At 70.7% G+C, this 15598-nt stretch carries 10 protein-coding genes; 5 read left to right on the forward strand and 5 right to left on the reverse strand.

The features are described from left to right. Positions 1-290: C39 family peptidase (locus ACLQ29_RS28360; protein ID WP_425774489.1), on the reverse strand; the 290-nt coding region annotated here is incomplete at its 3' end. Positions 291-923: 633 nt separating this feature from the next. Next, a complete protein-coding gene (locus tag ACLQ29_RS28365; RefSeq protein ID WP_425774490.1) occupies positions 924-1112 on the reverse strand; it encodes a hypothetical protein in 189 nt (62 codons plus the stop codon). A 19-nt stretch (positions 1113-1131) separates the two neighbouring features. Between ACLQ29_RS28365 and ACLQ29_RS28370 the strand changes: the two genes are divergently transcribed. The 5 genes from ACLQ29_RS28370 (at position 1132) to pulA (ending at position 9536) form a co-directional block, all read left to right on the forward strand. Then, a complete protein-coding gene (locus tag ACLQ29_RS28370) occupies positions 1132-1902 on the forward strand; it encodes a hypothetical protein (RefSeq protein WP_425774491.1) in 771 nt (256 codons plus the stop codon). 37 nt (positions 1903-1939) lie between these two features. Beyond that, positions 1940-2329, forward strand: coding sequence for a hypothetical protein (locus tag ACLQ29_RS28375; protein ID WP_393362848.1), 390 nt, complete (start codon positions 1940-1942; stop codon positions 2327-2329). Positions 2330-2482: 153 nt separating this feature from the next. Next, on the forward strand, positions 2483-3124 hold the full coding sequence (locus tag ACLQ29_RS28380) for a hypothetical protein (RefSeq protein ID WP_425774492.1): 642 nt from the start codon (positions 2483-2485) through the stop codon (positions 3122-3124). Between the two features lie 98 nt (positions 3125-3222). Next, positions 3223-3924: a cellulose binding domain-containing protein gene (locus tag ACLQ29_RS28385; protein WP_425774493.1), complete on the forward strand. Its 702-nt coding sequence runs from the start codon at positions 3223-3225 to the stop codon at positions 3922-3924. A gap of 110 nt (positions 3925-4034) precedes the next feature. Further along, positions 4035-9536 carry a pullulanase-type alpha-1,6-glucosidase gene (pulA, locus tag ACLQ29_RS28390; RefSeq protein ID WP_425774494.1) on the forward strand — a complete coding sequence of 1834 codons (5502 nt, stop codon included), beginning with the start codon at positions 4035-4037 and terminating at the stop codon, positions 9534-9536. 52 nt (positions 9537-9588) lie between these two features. On the opposite strand, the gene ACLQ29_RS28395 is transcribed toward pulA, so the two are convergent. The 3 genes from ACLQ29_RS28395 to ACLQ29_RS28405 form a co-directional block, all read right to left on the reverse strand. Further along, entirely contained in the window at positions 9589-11253 is a 1665-nt protein-coding gene (locus tag ACLQ29_RS28395) for a hypothetical protein (protein WP_425774495.1), read from the reverse strand. 301 nt (positions 11254-11554) lie between these two features. Continuing rightward, positions 11555-13861, reverse strand: a complete 2307-nt coding sequence (locus tag ACLQ29_RS28400) for a right-handed parallel beta-helix repeat-containing protein (RefSeq protein WP_425774496.1) — start codon at positions 13859-13861, stop codon at positions 11555-11557. 244 nt (positions 13862-14105) lie between these two features. Further along, positions 14106-15587 (reverse strand): aminopeptidase P family protein, encoded by a 1482-nt coding sequence (locus ACLQ29_RS28405; RefSeq protein ID WP_425774497.1) that lies wholly within the window; start codon positions 15585-15587, stop codon positions 14106-14108. Between the last annotated feature and the right edge of the window lie 11 nt (positions 15588-15598).

Here is a 15598-nt window from a genome sequence, read left to right on the forward strand (position 1 = left end):
GCCTCGGTGGTGCCCATTTCCTTGGCCATGTCGTCGACGTTGATGTTCTTGCCCTGCACGCTCAGGGCGTTACGGGTCGCGGCGGGCCCGCAGTAGTAGAAGTTCGGCTGCGCCTCGTAGCGCACGCCCAGTTCCCGCTCACCGTGAGTCTTGCGGTCGGTCTGGGTCTGCGTGGTCGGCTTGGCGTCGGACGCGGCGTACGCGGCGGTGATCGGGCCGGCGATGGCTCCACCGGTGAACGCGAGGCCAGCGGCGGTCAGAGCGGTCTTACGGATCAGATCGGTACGCATGATGGCGTGCTCCTCTGCATCGGGGGAACCCACACAGCACTCATCCGGGGGAGGTACGGCCGTGCGGGGGAGTTCGTGCCCGGCAGCCCACAACAGGGGCCGGCATCGGGTAGGGGTGTCGCGCCAGCGAGGCATTCCGTCTGCCAGGACGCCGGGCTGTGGTGCTCGGTCCTGCGGGGGATGTAACCGTGGCGGCCCGGCGGGTGTTCCCGGCGGCTGCCGCGCACCAACGACCGGACGGTCGCGGTGCCATGCCAGGTATAACGACCTGGTCCGGCCCCCCATTCCGCCGCCATGGTGACCCCGACCATGGGACGAAACCCACCAGACGGAACGAATCACCCATCCGGTGATCCCGCTAGGCGGGCACCGGGCGATGATCCACTCGCGGTCAGGGATGTCGCGGTGTCAGTGCGGCCCGGACACCGCGATATCGGCAAACCGGAGTGGACGATGGCGGAGTCCGGTTCCGGCCCGAATGGGGTGACCCGAGCCGGAACCGGTCGATCTGCCGCCACGAGCGGGAGGCGCCGAGGGGTCGGCATCACGAGCACCAGCGCGACCGCTACCGTCGCGGCGACCGTCCATGAGGGAGGCCCGAGGGCGCGGCGGTGCGGGAGACGGTCGAGCTGGTCAGGCGCCGGCTGCGGGCTTCGTGGCGTCGCCGGCCTGGGCGTGCCGTTCCCGCAGGCGCTGCCGGATCTCCTCCGGGGTGTACGCGCGCCGACGTCGTTCGGCCCGCGCGATGACCACGCCGGAGGCCGCCACGCCAGCGAGGCCGGCCAGCCCGAGGACCTTCCACCACCGCAATCCTTGCCGCATCGGCCTAGGCTAGTCCCTCATGAGCATCAGCCTGGATGAGGCCGTCGAGTTGACCCGTACCGGAGACGTGTGGGTGTTCCGGGGTCGCAGCGTGCCGGACCGGGCGATCCAGTCCATTACCAACAGCCCGGTCAACCACGTCGGGATGGCGGTCGTGCTGGACGACATGCCCCCGTTGATGTGGCACGCGGAGCTGGGCAGGTCGTTGCCGGACCTGTGGTCGGGCACCCACCAGCGCGGCGTCCAACTGCACGACCTGCGGGACGCGGTCTGCGTCTGGGCGAACCGGTACGGCCAACGTGCCTGGCTGCGGCAACTCGACCCGCCGGCCGACGGTGAGATGGAGCGGGCGGTGCTGCGGACGATCGCGCGGTTGGACGGCACGCCGTTCCCGTCGACGGCGCAGTTGGCGTGGCGCTGGGTACGTGGTCGGGTGCCGACGCTGCCGCTCCCGGGCCGCCTGTCCGCGCTGCCGCGCCCCGCTCGGCCAACACCTGCGCCAACCCAGGCCAGCCCTGACAGCGCGGCCAGCCCTGACAGCGCGGCCAGCCCTGACAGCGCGGCCACCCCCGGGAGCACGGCCGCGTCGGCGGGGGAGCGGGACCGGGCGTTGGAGACGGCGTACTGCGCCGAGGTGGTGGCGGTGACCTATGAGGCCATGGGGTTGCTGCCGGCGGGCCGGCGTCCGAACTGGTATGACCCGGGGCGGTTCTGGAGTGGGGACGACCTTGGCCTGGCCGCCGACGCCCGGTTGGGTTCGGAGATCGAGGTACGGGTGCCGCCGCGCTGAGGTTTGACCTGGGCGGTGACTGGCAACTGCTGTGACCGTGAACGCCTCCACGGATCTTGACACGTTGGCCGACTTCTTCGACAGGTACGGCGTGGCGTTGACCTCCGGCGACCTGCCGGCCATCGCTGGCTGTTACGCCCTGCCGGGGTTGGTGGTGGCCGACACCTACAGCTTCTCGTTCACGTCCGCGGCGGCGGTGGCGCTGTCCTTCGTGGGTGCCGCGCCCGACTACCAGGACCGGGAGTTGGTCGCGGCCCACGCCCGGATCGAGGACGTGCAGCCGCTGTCCGCGTTGTTGACGATGGTGGCCGTGGAGTGGGAGTTCCTGGACAGTCGGGGGCAGGCGGTGCCGGGGGAGCGGTACCGGTACCTGCTGCGGCTCGCTGATGGTGGACCACTGATCTGCACGGTTGTCCGGACGGGCTGACCGACCCGGGCCGGTTGGCCCGATCCGTACCCGCCGGGTTTCCGGTGGGTACGGTGCTGGCTACGCTGTCGCCTCGGTGGGACGAGGGGAGACCTGATGGCGGTGCGGCCGGACGGTGCGGCAGGGTCACGAGCTGCGCGATTGTTGGCGTCGATGCCGTGGGTCGTGGTGTTGCTCGGTGTGTGTGCGCTCGTGGTGCTCCTGGTGATCGCGCTGCTGTCGTTCCGGACCAGGGAGCGGGACGCCGCGCCGCAGGCCGCGCCTTCGGTGTTCCTGCCGACCGTGCCGGCCGCCGCGTCTGCCACCGGTGGGCCGACTCCGGCCGCCGTGGAGCGGCGCTCGGTGTCGCCGCGGCCGTCGCGCAGTAGTCGGGCGCCGTCGCCGCGGGCCACCGTGACCAGCTCACCGACTCCGGGGCGGACGAGCGCGTCGGCGATGCCGGTCGTGCCGACGGCGTCGGTCGTGCCGGCGGACGGCGCGGTGGGTGCCCGCTACCAGGTCGGTACGAACGGCTGGGACGGTGACGCCGCGGTGCTGTCGATCGTGAACGAGTCGAGTCGGTCGGTGGACTGGCTCGTGGAGTTGGCGTTCGACGACGACCTGTGGGCTCTGCGGGTCACCGACGACTCGGGCATCTCGGTGCGGGGCCGGGGGGACGGCATGTTCGTGGTACGTGGCACGCGTTCGTTGGAGGCGGGTGACTCCCGGACGCTGCGGCTGCGCGTCGGCTGGGGTGAGTCGGCGCAGCGGCCGCTTCGGTGCACGATCAACGGGGTCGACTGTCGGCTCGGCTGAGCCGGGTCGGACCGGCGGCGCGGCGGGGCGTGTCGTCGGCGCTTCCGGCTCCGGCCGCCGATCGCTAGGCTGCCCGGACGGTGCGCTGAGGGAGGTACATGTCCGGCATGCGTCGTGCCCCGCGACTGTCGCACGGTCCGGCTGCGATCGTGTCGTCGCCCTGGATCGTGGTGGGCGCTGGTGTCCTCGTGATGGTGGTCCTGCTCTTCATGGCTCTGGGCGCGTACCGGGGGCGTAGTCCCGCGCCGGACGGCGCGCCGGTGCCGCCGGTGGTGCCGCTGCCCACGGGCGTGGGCGCGTCGAGCGCTCCCGGCCCGGCATCGTCGTCGCCCCCGCCGGTGCGGCCGGGGTTGTCCGGGCGGGCGAGTGGGTTGCCGCCGAGCACCCCGCCCGGGTCGCGGTCACCGTCGGTCGGCGCGTCTGTCGGCGCGACGGGGGGTGCGCCGGTGGTGACGCGGTCACCGAGTGGGGCTCCGCAGGGGCAGCCGGCGATGAGTGGGCGGTACCGGGTGGTGCAGAGCTTCGACGGCGGGTTCATCGGCGAGGTGTCGATGGTCAACAGGTCCGCGGTGAGTCGTGGTTGGACGGTCCGGTTGGAGTTCTCCGGTGGGCGGTTGGTGACCACCTGGGTGGAGGGCGTGCCGCAGGGGACGCTTCGTCAGTCCGGCGACGGTTTCACGTACGTCAGTGGGGTGGACGTGCGGCCCGGCGGTTCGGTGTCGTTGCGGTTCCACCTGGAGCGGACGTCCAGCACCCCGCGGGAGTGCACAGTCGACGGGGTGCGCTGTAGCGGATTCTGAGCGGCGCTTCCGCAAGGATGCTGCTGTGTTGCGACTGTGTTTGCAAGTGATTGCAGAATGTTTCGGCAAGGGTTAGCGTGCGGCCCATCAGCGACCAGAGGAAGTTGTCGATGAAACCCTCGCCGATACCGCGCTCCGCACTGCTGGCCCTCGTCCCCCTGCTCACCCTCACGCTCGTCGGCACTCCGGTCGCCGCGCACCAGCCTGCCGCCGCCACGGATCCCCGGCCGTCCGGCGCCGACACGTTGGCCACCACCGGTGCGGTGCAGTGGCGTACCGAACCCTCCGCCGAGGCGCTGCTGAAGGCGGGCGGGAACTCGGCGCGGGCCGAGCAGTTCTACTTCGTGCTGCCGGACCGGTTCGCCAACGGTGACCCCCGCAACGACCGGGGCGGCCTGACCGGTGACCGGTTGCGGACCGGGCTCGACCCGACCGACAAGGGCTTCTACCACGGCGGTGACCTCAGGGGCGTCATCGACAAGCTGGACTACATCCAGGGGATGGGCACCACTGCCATCTGGCTCGCCCCGGTCTTCAAGAACCGGCCGGTGCAGGGCGCCGGCAACGACATCTCGGCCGGGTACCACGGCTACTGGATCACCGACTTCACCCAGGTGGACCCGCACTTCGGCACGAACGAGGAGATGAAGCGGCTGGTCACACTCGCCCACCGGCGCGGCATCAAGATCTACCTTGATGTGATCGTCAACCACACCGCAGACGTCATCAAGTACGCCGAGGGCTCCTACGCGTACGTGGACAAGGCGACCTCGCCGTACACCGACGCGCGGGGGCGGGCGTTCGAGGACCGCAACTACGCCGACGGCAGCCGCGCGTTCCCGCCGGTCGACAGGGAGTCCTTCCCGTACACCCCGGTTCTTCCCGAGCCGGGTGACGCGAGCGTCAAGGTGCCGGCGTGGCTGAACGACGCGACCATGTACCACAACCGGGGGGACTCGACCTTCACGGGCGAGAACAGCGAGTACGGCGACTTCTTCGGCCTCGACGACCTGTGGACCGAGCGTCCCGAGGTGGTCCGGGGGCTGACCAGGGCGTACGGGGACTGGATCGGCGCGATCGGCGTCGACGGGTTCCGGCTGGACACCGTGAAGCACGTCAACATGGAGTTCTGGCCGCAGTTCAGCCAGGGCATCCAGCGGGCCGCCGAGAAGGCCGGCAAGAAGGACTTCTTCATGTTCGGTGAGGTGTACAGCGCCGACCCGGAGATCAGTTCCCGCTACGTCCGCCAGGGTGGGTTGCCGGCCACCCTCGACTTCGCCTTCCAGGAGGCCGCGCGCGGTTACACCACAGGCGCCGGCTCGGCGCGGGCGCTCGCCGACGTGTACGCCCGCGACGACCTCTACGCCGCCCGGGACACCGACGCCGGCCGGCTGACCACCTTCCTCGGCAACCACGACATGGGCCGGATCGGATCGTTCGTCGCCGGTGGTGGCACCGACCCGGCCAGTCACCTGCGCCGCGACCAGCTCGCGCACCAACTGATGTTCCTGACCCGCGGCCAACCGGTGATCTACTCCGGCGACGAGCAGGGCTTCACCGGGCCCGGCGGGGACAAGGACGCGCGGCAGGACATGTTCGCCTCGAAGGTGCCCGACTACCTCGACGACGACCTGCTCGGCACCGACCGCACCCACGGCAGCGACCAGTTCGACACCGACCACCCGCTGTACCGGACCATCGCCGAGCTGGGCCGGCTGCGCCAGGAGCACCCTGCCCTGCGCGACGGCGTGCAGGTCACCCGGTACGCCGCCGACGGCCCGGGCGTGTTCGCCGCCTCCCGGATCGCCCCCGCCGACCGCACCGAGTACGTGGTGGCGGTCAACAACGCCGACACCGCGCAGACTGTCACCGTGGACACCTGGTCGGCCGGCGCCACCTTCACCGGCATCTACGGCGGCAGTCAGACCGCGATGGCCGGCGGTAACGGCAGGCTTACCCTTAGCGTGCCGCCGCTGTCGGCGGTGGTGTACCGGGCCGGCACCCCCATCGCGCAGGCGACCGGCAAGCCGACCGTCACCATCACCGCCCCCGCCCCGGACGCGCCGGTCGCCACCCGGGCGGCGGTCACCGCCCAGGTGACCGGTGACCCCCTCGCCACCGTCACCGTCGCCGCCCGGGTCGCGGGTGGGCGGTGGACGGTGCTGGGCAGCGCCGACCACGCGCCGTACACCGTGCAGCACGACCTGACCGGCCTGGCCGGCGGCACCCGGGTCGACTACAAGGCGGTGGTCCGTGACGGCCGGGGTCGTACCGCGACCGCCCGGTCCGCCGCCACCGTGGGTACGCCCCCGCAGGGCGGTTCCCGGGAGTGGGCGGTGGTGCACTACCAGCGCCCCGCGGGTGGGTACGACGACTGGGGGCTGTACGCCTGGGGGGACATCGACCCGGCGTACGTCACCGAGTGGCCGAAGGGCCAGCCGTTCGCCGGGGAGGACTCCTATGGTCGCTTCGCCTGGGTGAAACTGAAGCCGGGCGCGACGTCGGTGAACTTCCTCGTTGTCGACAGGGCCGGCACCAAGGACGTCGCCCAGGACCGCGGCGTCGACGTCACCCAGACCGGCGAGGTCTGGCTGAAACAGGGCGACCCGGCCGTCTACCCGAGCCGGCAGGCGGCCACCGGTGAGCCGGACCCGCCGGTCGAGGAGGGCACCGCGGTCATCCACTACCGGCGGGCCGACAACACCTACGACGGCTGGGGGCTGCACGTGTGGGACGGCGCGGCCAACCCGACCGAGTGGTCGACGCCGCTGAAGCCCACCGGGACCGACGCGTTCGGGGCGGTGTTCCGGGTGCCGCTGGCGGCCGGCGCGACCGGGCTGAACTACATCATCCACAACGGCGACACCAAGGACCTGCCCGACGATCAGCGACTCGACCTGGCCGGCGCGGGCCGAGAGGTGTGGCTGCTCGCCGCCACGCCGGGGCGGTTGCTGCCGACGACGGCGACCACCGCGGGCGGGGACACCGACATCAGCAAGCAGGAGGCGCACTGGATCGACAGGTCCACAGTGGCGTGGCAGACACCGCCGACCGACGGCCTGACGTACGCGCTCGTCGCCGCGCCCACCGGCGGGATCAGCGTGGTCGACGGGGAGCTGAGCGGGGCGTACACCACGTTGCCGTTGCGGGCGCAGCGCAACGGGCTCACCGAGGCGCACCGCGACAGGTTCCCGCACCTGTGGTCGTACCGTAGCTTCGCCCTTGATCGACGCGACCTGGCGAAGGTCCCGGCGGCGCTGCGGGGGCAGGTGCTCGTCACCGAGCGCGACGCGAAGGGTGCCCTGCTCGCGGCGACGGGTGTGCAGATCCCCGGGGTGCTCGACGATGTGTACTCCCGGGCCACCGATGCCACCCTCGGCCCGACGTTCGACGGTCGGACGCCGAGCCTGGCGCTGTGGGCGCCGACCGCGCGGACCGTGCGGCTGCACCTGTTCGACTCGCCGAGCGCGTCACCCAGGATCGTGCCGATGCGCCGCGACGACCGCACCGGCGTCTGGTCGGCGCGCGGCACCGCCGCCTGGGTCGGCAGGTACTACAGGTACGAGGTGCAGGCGTGGCAGCCCGCCGCACAAAAGATGATCACCGCCGTGGTGACCGACCCGTACTCGGTGGCCCTGGCGGCGGACTCCACCCACAGTCAGCTCGTCGACCTGAACGACGCGGCGCTGGCCCCGGCGGGCTGGCGGACCCTGCGCAAACCGGCCCCGGTGCCGGCGGCGAGGGCGCAGATCACCGAGCTGTCGGTGCGGGACTTCTCCATCGCCGACGAGACCGTGCCGGCCGAGCGGCGGGGCACGTTCCTCGCCTTCACCGACCCGGCGACCGCCGGCATGACCCACCTGAGGGCCCTCGGCGACGCCGGTGTCACCCACCTGCACCTGCTGCCGGCGTTCGACTTCGCGACGATCCCGGAGCGGCGCGCCGACCAGCGTCAGCCGGCCTGCGACCTGGCCGCGCTCCCGCCGGACTCCGCGGAACAGCAGAAGTGCGTGGCGGCGGTCGCCGACACCGACGGCTACAACTGGGGGTACGACCCGTTGCACTACACCGTGCCGGAGGGCGGCTACGCCGTCGACCCGGCCGGCGTGGCGCGGACCACCGAGTTCCGGCGGATGGTCGCCGGGGCGAACGACGCCGGGCTGCGGGTGGTCATGGACGTGGTCTACAGCCACACGGCCGCGGCCGGTACCGACCCGAAGTCGGTGCTCGACCAGATCGTGCCCGGCTACTACCACCGGTTGTTGGAGGACGGCACCACCGCCAACTCCACCTGCTGCGCCAACACGGCCCCCGAGCACGCCATGATGGGCAAGCTGGTCGTCGACTCGCTCGTCACCTGGGCGCGGCAGTACAAGGTGGACGGGTTCCGGTTCGACCTGATGGGCCACCACCCGAAGGCGAACATCCTGGCCGTACGCCGGGCGTTGGACCGGTTGACCGTCGCCCGCGACGGCGTGGACGGCCGGTCGATCCTGCTCTACGGCGAGGGCTGGAACTTCGGCGAGGTCGCGGGCGGCGCCCGGTTCGTGCAGGCCACCCAGGCCAACATGGCCGGCACCGGCATCGGCACCTTCAACGACCGGCTGCGGGACGCCGTGCGCGGCGGTGGGCCGTTCGACGCCAACCCGCGGGCGCAGGGCTTCGCGTCGGGGCTCTACACCGACCCGAACGGCGACGACGTCAACGGGTCACCGGCCGAGCAGAAGGCCCGCCTGCTGCACGCCCATGACCTGATCAAGGTGGGTCTGACCGGCAACCTGCGCGGCTACCGGTTCACCGACACCGCCGGGCGGCAGGTCACCGGGGCGCAGGTGGACTACAACGGCTCCCCGGCCGGCTACACCGCCGCACCGGGGGAGGCCGTCACCTACGTCGACGCGCACGACAACGAGATCCTGTACGACGCGCTGGCGTACAAGCTGCCGCAGGCCACCTCGGCGGCCGACCGATCCCGGATGCAGGTGCTGGCGCTGGGCACCGTGGTGCTGGGACAGGGCGCCGGGTTCGTCACCGCCGGCACCGAACGGCTGCGGTCGAAGTCGCTGGACCGCAACTCGTACAACTCCGGCGACTGGTTCAACCAGATCCGCTGGGGCTGTGAACAGGGCAACGGATTCGGCGCCGGTCTGCCGCCCGCGCCCGACAACGAGGACAAGTGGTCGTACGCGAAGCCGCTGCTGGCCGACCCGGCGCTGGTGCCGGACTGCGCGGCGATCAACACCACCGACGCCCGGTACGCCGAGTTGCTGCGCATCCGGGCGTCGTCGCCGGTGTTCGGGCTGGCCACCGCCGAGCAGGTGCAACGGAGGGTGGCGTTCCCGCTGTCCGGAGCGCAGGAGACGCCCGGCGTGCTGACCATGACCCTGGACGCCAGTGGACTGGGCGGGCCGTGGAAGTCGCTGACCGTCGTCTTCAACGGCACGCCGTCGGCGGCCGACCAGACGGTGACCGGGCTGCGCGGAGCGGCCGTGGCACTGCACCCCGTGCTTGTCGACTCGGCCGACCCGGTGCTGCGTACCGCCTCGTTCGACAGGGCGGCCGGCACGTTCACCGTGCCGGCGCGCAGCGTGGCGGTCTTCGTTCAAAAGTGACGTGAACCGGCCCCCTTCCGCGTCGCGCGGAAGGGGGCCGGTCCGTTGGTGATCAGGCGAAGCAGTTCTCGATGGTGCCGCCCGGGATGGCCAGGCAGTTGGTCGGACGGTTCGCGGTGATCGCGGACTTGTCGTCCACGTTCACGTCTCCGAAGAAGCTGAAGACACCGCCCGGCTCGAAGGTGGAGAAGTTGTAGGCGACCTTCGTCTTCTGCAGGTTGACCTGGCCGAAGACGTTGAAGATGCCGCCGCCGACCCCGATCGGACCGACGGCCCGGTTGCCGACAACCTCGCTGTCGCGCAGCGTGGTGACGCTGCCGGCGTTGAAGAGCCCGCCGCCGAAGAAGCCGGCGGTGTTGTCCTTGATGCTGCTCTTCTCGAACGTGGCCACGCTGTCGAAGGCGATGGCCACACCGCCACCGACACCGGCGGTGCTGTTCTTCTCGACAGTGACGTTGTGCAGGTTCAGCTGGCTGTCCGCCGCAGCGATACCGCCGCCAGCGAGAACCGCGGTGTTGGAGACGAACTTGGTCTCGTACGCCGTGGTGTTGCCCTCGATGTCGAGGTAGCCACCACCGAAGCCCAGCGTCTCGTTGTCGGTGATCTCGGCCTTCTTGAGCTCGACCGTTCCGCCGTCGACGTCCTCGGTGAAGATCTCCGCAGCGCCGTTGGAGATACCGCCACCACCGATGACTGCGGTGTTGTCCTTGATCTTCGACTCCTCGACCTTGAGCAGCCCGGCGTTGAAGACGCCGCCACCGAAGAAGAAGGCGGTGTTACGGGTGACCGTGCTGTGCCAGATCTTCGTGGTGCCGAAGTTGGCCACACCACCACCGTTGCCGCCCGACTGGTTCAGGACGACCTCGGACTCCAGGATCTCGGCGGTGCCACCCGGCTGGACCAGGATGCCGCCGCCGTCGTTCTCCTCCGGCTGCTCGACGAGCGGCGTGACGACGCCCGGTGTGGCCTTCGGGGTGACCTTCGGCGCGGCCTTCAGGCCCGCCTTCGGGTTGGCCTGCCGCGCGGTGAGCGCCTGGGCCAACGGGGTGCCCGCCTTCACCTGCGCGGCGAGCGCCTCGGAGTCCGAGTAGGCCGCCCAGACCGCGGCCGGCTCGACACCGTTCTCCAGCTCGAGGGTCTGGCCACCCTTGATGGTCAGGCCCTTGATCGTCAGGTGACCACCGGCGCCGACGTTGAGGATGCGGAAGTAGTCCGCCGTGGCTTCCCGAGAGATCGTGGTGTGCTCGCCCTTGAGCGTGATCCGCTCGGTGATGATCGGCAGGCCGTTGCCCTGGTAGTCGTTGCGGGTGAGGTTGTAGGTGCAGCCCTTGGCCAGCTCCAGCACACCGCCGTGCTTGTTGTTGGCGAACACGATCGCCTGAATCAGCTTGTCGGTGTCGCAGGGCACCTCCTTCCCGCGCTCGTGGTCCTTGTCCTTGTCCTTGTCCTTGTCCTTGTCCCGGTCCTTGTCCTTGTCCCGGTCCTTGTCTTTGTCCTTGTCCCAGTCGCGCGCCTCGTCACCGCGCTGGTCACCGTCCTTGCTGACCTGCGCGGTGTTCCAGTTCAGGCCGACGGCTCCGGCGCTGCCCGCGACGCCCACCGCCGCGAGACTGATCACGCCCGTCAAACCGGCCACGCCACTGGCGAGCCAGAGCTTGCGGCGGCGCTTGGCCGTCGCCCGCCCGGAGGCTTCGTTGTTCGTTAGGTAGTTGGACATCGGAGCTCTCTGCCCTCTCCTCGTACCAGACAGGGTCGCCGCCGTCAGACGGGTATCCCCTGCTACAAATCGGTTGTAGCTCCCAAAACCACCGTATGAGAAGGTTCCTCGCCTCGCGGGCTTATCCGAGAGAACCCCACATTCGGTTCATATGCCGTCCACGGCGTCGTGGACGCCTCGGCCCGGCACGCGAGCCCCAAGACCTACCGCAGGCCCCCTGAGCTGCCTAAACAGGCACGCCCCTCCGGACCGCGACCGGCCGGAGGGGCGTGCCCTCTCTATGTGGTTCAGCCCCACCCGATCAGGCGAAGCAGTCCGAAACGTTGAAGCAGTTGGTCGGGCGGTTGGCGGTGACCGCGGACTCGTCGTCGAGCGTCACGGTGCCGCCGATGCTGTTGAAGATGCCGCCCGGCTCGAGGGTGGCGAAGTTGTGCGCCACCGTCGTCCGGTGGAGCCTGACCTCGCTCCCCTCGTCGTTGACGATCCCGCCGCCGCGGGCGAACGGACCGACGGCCCGGTTGCCCACCACCTCGCTGTCGCGCAGCGTGGTGACGCCGTCTTCGTTGAAGAGGCCGCCGCCGCCGGAGCCCGCGGTGTTGTCCTTGATCCTGCTGTTCTCGATCGTCGCGACGCTGTCGGAGGTCACGAACACGCCGCCACCGTCGCGAGCCGCGCTGTTCTTGGCCACCGTGGCGTCCTTGAGGGTGAGCTGGCTGTCCGCCACCGCGATGCCACCACCCTCGATCACCGCGTTGTTGTCACTGACAGTCGTCTGGTGCAACGTCGTGGTGCCCTCGACATCCAGCACGCCGCCGCCGAAGCCGAGCGTCTCGTTGTCGGTGACCTCGCTCTTGTAGACCCAGACCGAACCGCCCACAACGCCCTCGCTGCGAATCGCCGGCGCGCCGTTGGAGATGCCACCGCCACCGATGATTGCGGTGTTGTCCTTGATCTTCGACTCGTCGACCTGGAGTACGCCGGCGTTGAAGATGCCGCCGCCGACGAAGAAGGCGGTGTTGTGCGCGACAGTCGTCTTGCTGAGCCTGGTGCTGCCGAAGTTGGCCAGCCCACCGCCGTTGCCGCCGGACTGGTTGTAGAGCAACTCGCTGTCCAGGATCTCCGCCCGTCCACCGGGCTGCACCAGCACCCCGGCCCCGTCGTTGAACCCCGGCTCCTCCACCAGCGGCACCACCGCAGACCCGGCCGGCGCCGGTGTCGCCACCGCGGCTACCGGTTTGGCGGCCGTTACTGCGGCGTTGGCTTTGGGTGCTGCGGCCTCGGCTCCGGCGGCCTTGACCGCTGTGGCCTTGACCGCTGTGGCTCTGGCTTCGGTGGCCTTGGCTTCGGCTTCGGCGGCCTTGACCGCTGTGGCCTTGGCTTCAGTGGCCTTGACCGCCGTGGCGTCAGCTTGAGCGGCCTTGACCGCTGCCGTCGAAGCCTTGGCACCCGTCGTGGGTGTGGCCGCGGTGGGCTTGGCGGCTGTTGTTCCTGCGGCTGTTGTCGCCGCGGCCATTGTCCCCGCGGGCTTCGCGGCCGTGGGCTTCGCGGCCGCTGTCGCCGCGCTGGGCTTCGCGGCCGTTGCCGCCGCGCTCGGCTTTGCGGCCGTAGCCGCCGCGGGCTTGGCTGCCGCCGCCGCCTTTGCGGTGGACGGCGAGGTCGGCGTGCCGGCGGGTGCGGTGGTGACCGCGGGCTTGGGTGCCGTACCGGCCGCGACGGACCGGGCCGAGTAGGGCGCCCAGACCGTCGCCGGGTCGGCGGTCACCGATTCCTGAAGGGTCTGGCCGCCCCTGACGCTCAGGCCCTTGAGGGTGAGGTGCCCGCCGGGGCCGACGTTGAGGATGCGGAAGTAGTCGGCGGTGGCCTCACGGCCGATGGTGGTGTGCTCACCCTTGAGCGTGATGTTCTCGGTGATCACCGGGAGGCCGTTGCCGTCCTGGTTGCGGGTCAGCGTGTAGGTGCAGCCCTTGGCCAGTTCCAGCACCCCGCCGTCCTCGTTGTTGGCGAAGGTGATCGCCTGGATCAGCCTGTCGCTGTCGCACGGGACCTGCCGGCCGCGGTCCTTCTCCTCGTGCTTGGCCTCCTCGTGCTTGGCGTCCCGGCCCGACCGGTCGTCGACGCCGCTCCAGTCGTCGCCGCTCCAGTCGTCGTCCCGACCGCCGCCCTCGTGGGCACCGTCTTTCTTGGCACCGTCATCCTTCGTGCCAGCGGAGTCGCTGACGTTCTGCCGATTTGTCGACGGCTGCGTGTCGGACGCCCGTTTGGAGGCGGGCTTGTCGTCCCGAGCGGCCACGCCGCCGAGAGCCGCCAGGCCCACCACGCCGGTCAGCCCAGCCACGCCGGCGACCCAGAGCGCCCGCCGTCGTCGTGTCGGCGGAGCCGTCGAGGCCCCGCCGTCGGTACTCGTTACGTCGTTGGACATCAGAGCCTTCCGCCCTTTCCTGTTACCAGACGGGATCGCACCGCCCGAGGCGCCACGACCAGCTACAAATGGGTTGCAGCCTCTGATCCCCACCGTATGAGAACCATCTTCGCGATGCGGACTTATCCGAGATAACCCCGCATTCGGCGCAGGTCGGATGAGGTCGGACAGGCGGGAGATTTGATCCACTCGGGTTCAGGGATGACGCGGTGTCGGTGTGGTCCGGACAGCACGACTTCCGTGAAGCCGAGTGGATCTTGCCGAGAACGACAGCGGCGCCGCCGTCGGCCGTTGATCGGCCGGCGGCGACGCCGGTGCGGGCTGGTGCCGGGTCAGGGCTCGTGCCGGGTCAGGGCTCGTGCCGGGTCAGGGCTGGAGCCGGGTCAGGGCTGGAGCCGGGTCAGGGCTCATGTCAGGTCAGGGCTCGAGCGGGTCAGCCGGGCAGGCGGGGGCCTGCCTCGCGCTGCTCGGCCAGCCAGGTCTCCACCTCGTCGGAGGTGCGCGGCAGCGCGGCCGACATGTTCACCGCGCCGGTCGCGGTGACCAGTACGTCGTCCTCGATCCGGATGCCGACGCCGCGCAGCTCGGCGGGGACCAGCTCGTCCTCCGGCTGGAAGTACAGACCGGGCTCGACGGTGAGCACGTAGCCCTCGCCCAGCGCGCCGTCGCGGTAGGTCTCCTTGCGGGCGTTGGAGCAGTCGTGCACGTCGATGCCGAGCATGTGACCGAAGCCGTGCAGCGTCCACCGCCGGTAGACGGTCGACTTCTCGTCCATCGCCTCGTCCACGCTCACCGGCAGCAGACCCAGCTCGGACAGGCCCTCGGCGAGCACCCGCATGCAGGTCAGGTGGACGTCCTTGAACGCCACCCCGGGGCGGATGGCGTCGATGCCGGCCTGCTGCGAGGCGTACACGATGTCGTAGACCTGGCGTTGCAGGGCGGTGAACCGCCCGTTGACCGGCAGCACCCGGGTCACGTCGGCGGTGTAGAGGTTGCGGCCCTCGACGCCCATGTCCATCAGCAGCAGGTCACCCGGCCGGGTGGCGCCGTGGTTGTGCACCCAGTGCAGGATCGTGGCGTGCTCGCCGGCGCCGACGATCGAGCTGTATCCGACGTCGTTGCCGTCGTGGCGGGCCCGCAGCGCGAAGACACCCTCCAGCAGCCGCTCGGAGACGGCGCGGTCGGCCGGCAGGATCCGGGCCACGTCCTCGAAGCCGCGTACGGTGGCGTCGATCGCGTCCTGGAGTTGGCCGATCTCCCACTCGTCCTTGACCAGCTTCATCTCCGAGAGGGCGATGGCCAGCTCCCGGTCGCGGGGCGGTTGGCCCTCGGCGCGCGGTCCGTCGTAGGCGCGGACGGCCGCGTCCACCTGGGCGTCGAAACCGCGCAACACCCGGGTACGCCCCGGCGCCAGGTCGGCGAGCGTCGCCTCCAGGCCGGTCAGGTCGGCGGTGGGCAGGCCCAGCTCGGTCGACTTCTCGCTGAGCGTGTGCCGCCGGCCCACCCACAGCTCGCCGTTGCGGCTGCGGAAGAACTCGTCGGTCTCCCGGGACGAGCGGGGCCGCATGTACAGCGTCGCGTCGTGCCCCGAGCCGTTGGGGCGCAGCACCAGCACGCTGTCGGCGTCGTGGTCGCCGGTCAGGTAGGCGAAGTCACTGCCCGGCCGGAACGGGTAGTCGGTGTCGTTGGCCCGGACCTTCTCGCTGCCGGTGGGGATGACGAGCGTCTCGCCCGGGAAGGCCGCGGAGAGCGCGGCACGCCGCTTGGCGTAGTTGGGCGTCTCCGGGCGGGGCGTCACGGGGAGCGCGGTGTCGCGCCAGCCCTGCCGCATGAAGGACAGGAACGCCTCCGGGAAGTCCGGATCGTGCGATTCCGTGCCGTCCGTCGGCGTACCGTCGGTTTGTCCCTCGGTCATTGCGCCGCTCC

This window comes from Micromonospora sp. DT228 (genome assembly GCF_049841595.1).
Lineage (GTDB): Bacteria > Actinomycetota > Actinomycetes > Mycobacteriales > Micromonosporaceae > Micromonospora.

What these genes read in the sequence shown, in the direction of transcription:
- pulA (WP_425774494.1), top strand. Translation starts at nt 4,035, where the DNA reads ATGAAACCCTCGCCGATACCGCGCTCCGCACTGCTGGCCCTCGTCCCC.
- ACLQ29_RS28385 (WP_425774493.1), top strand. Translation starts at nt 3,223, where the DNA reads ATGTCCGGCATGCGTCGTGCCCCGCGACTGTCGCACGGTCCGGCTGCG.
- ACLQ29_RS28405 (WP_425774497.1), bottom strand. Translation starts at nt 15,587, where the DNA reads ATGACCGAGGGACAAACCGACGGTACGCCGACGGACGGCACGGAATCG.
- ACLQ29_RS28395 (WP_425774495.1), bottom strand. Translation starts at nt 11,253, where the DNA reads ATGTCCAACTACCTAACGAACAACGAAGCCTCCGGGCGGGCGACGGCC.
- ACLQ29_RS28380 (WP_425774492.1), top strand. Translation starts at nt 2,483, where the DNA reads ATGCCGTGGGTCGTGGTGTTGCTCGGTGTGTGTGCGCTCGTGGTGCTC.
- ACLQ29_RS28365 (WP_425774490.1), bottom strand. Translation starts at nt 1,112, where the DNA reads ATGCGGCAAGGATTGCGGTGGTGGAAGGTCCTCGGGCTGGCCGGCCTC.
- ACLQ29_RS28370 (WP_425774491.1), top strand. Translation starts at nt 1,132, where the DNA reads ATGAGCATCAGCCTGGATGAGGCCGTCGAGTTGACCCGTACCGGAGAC.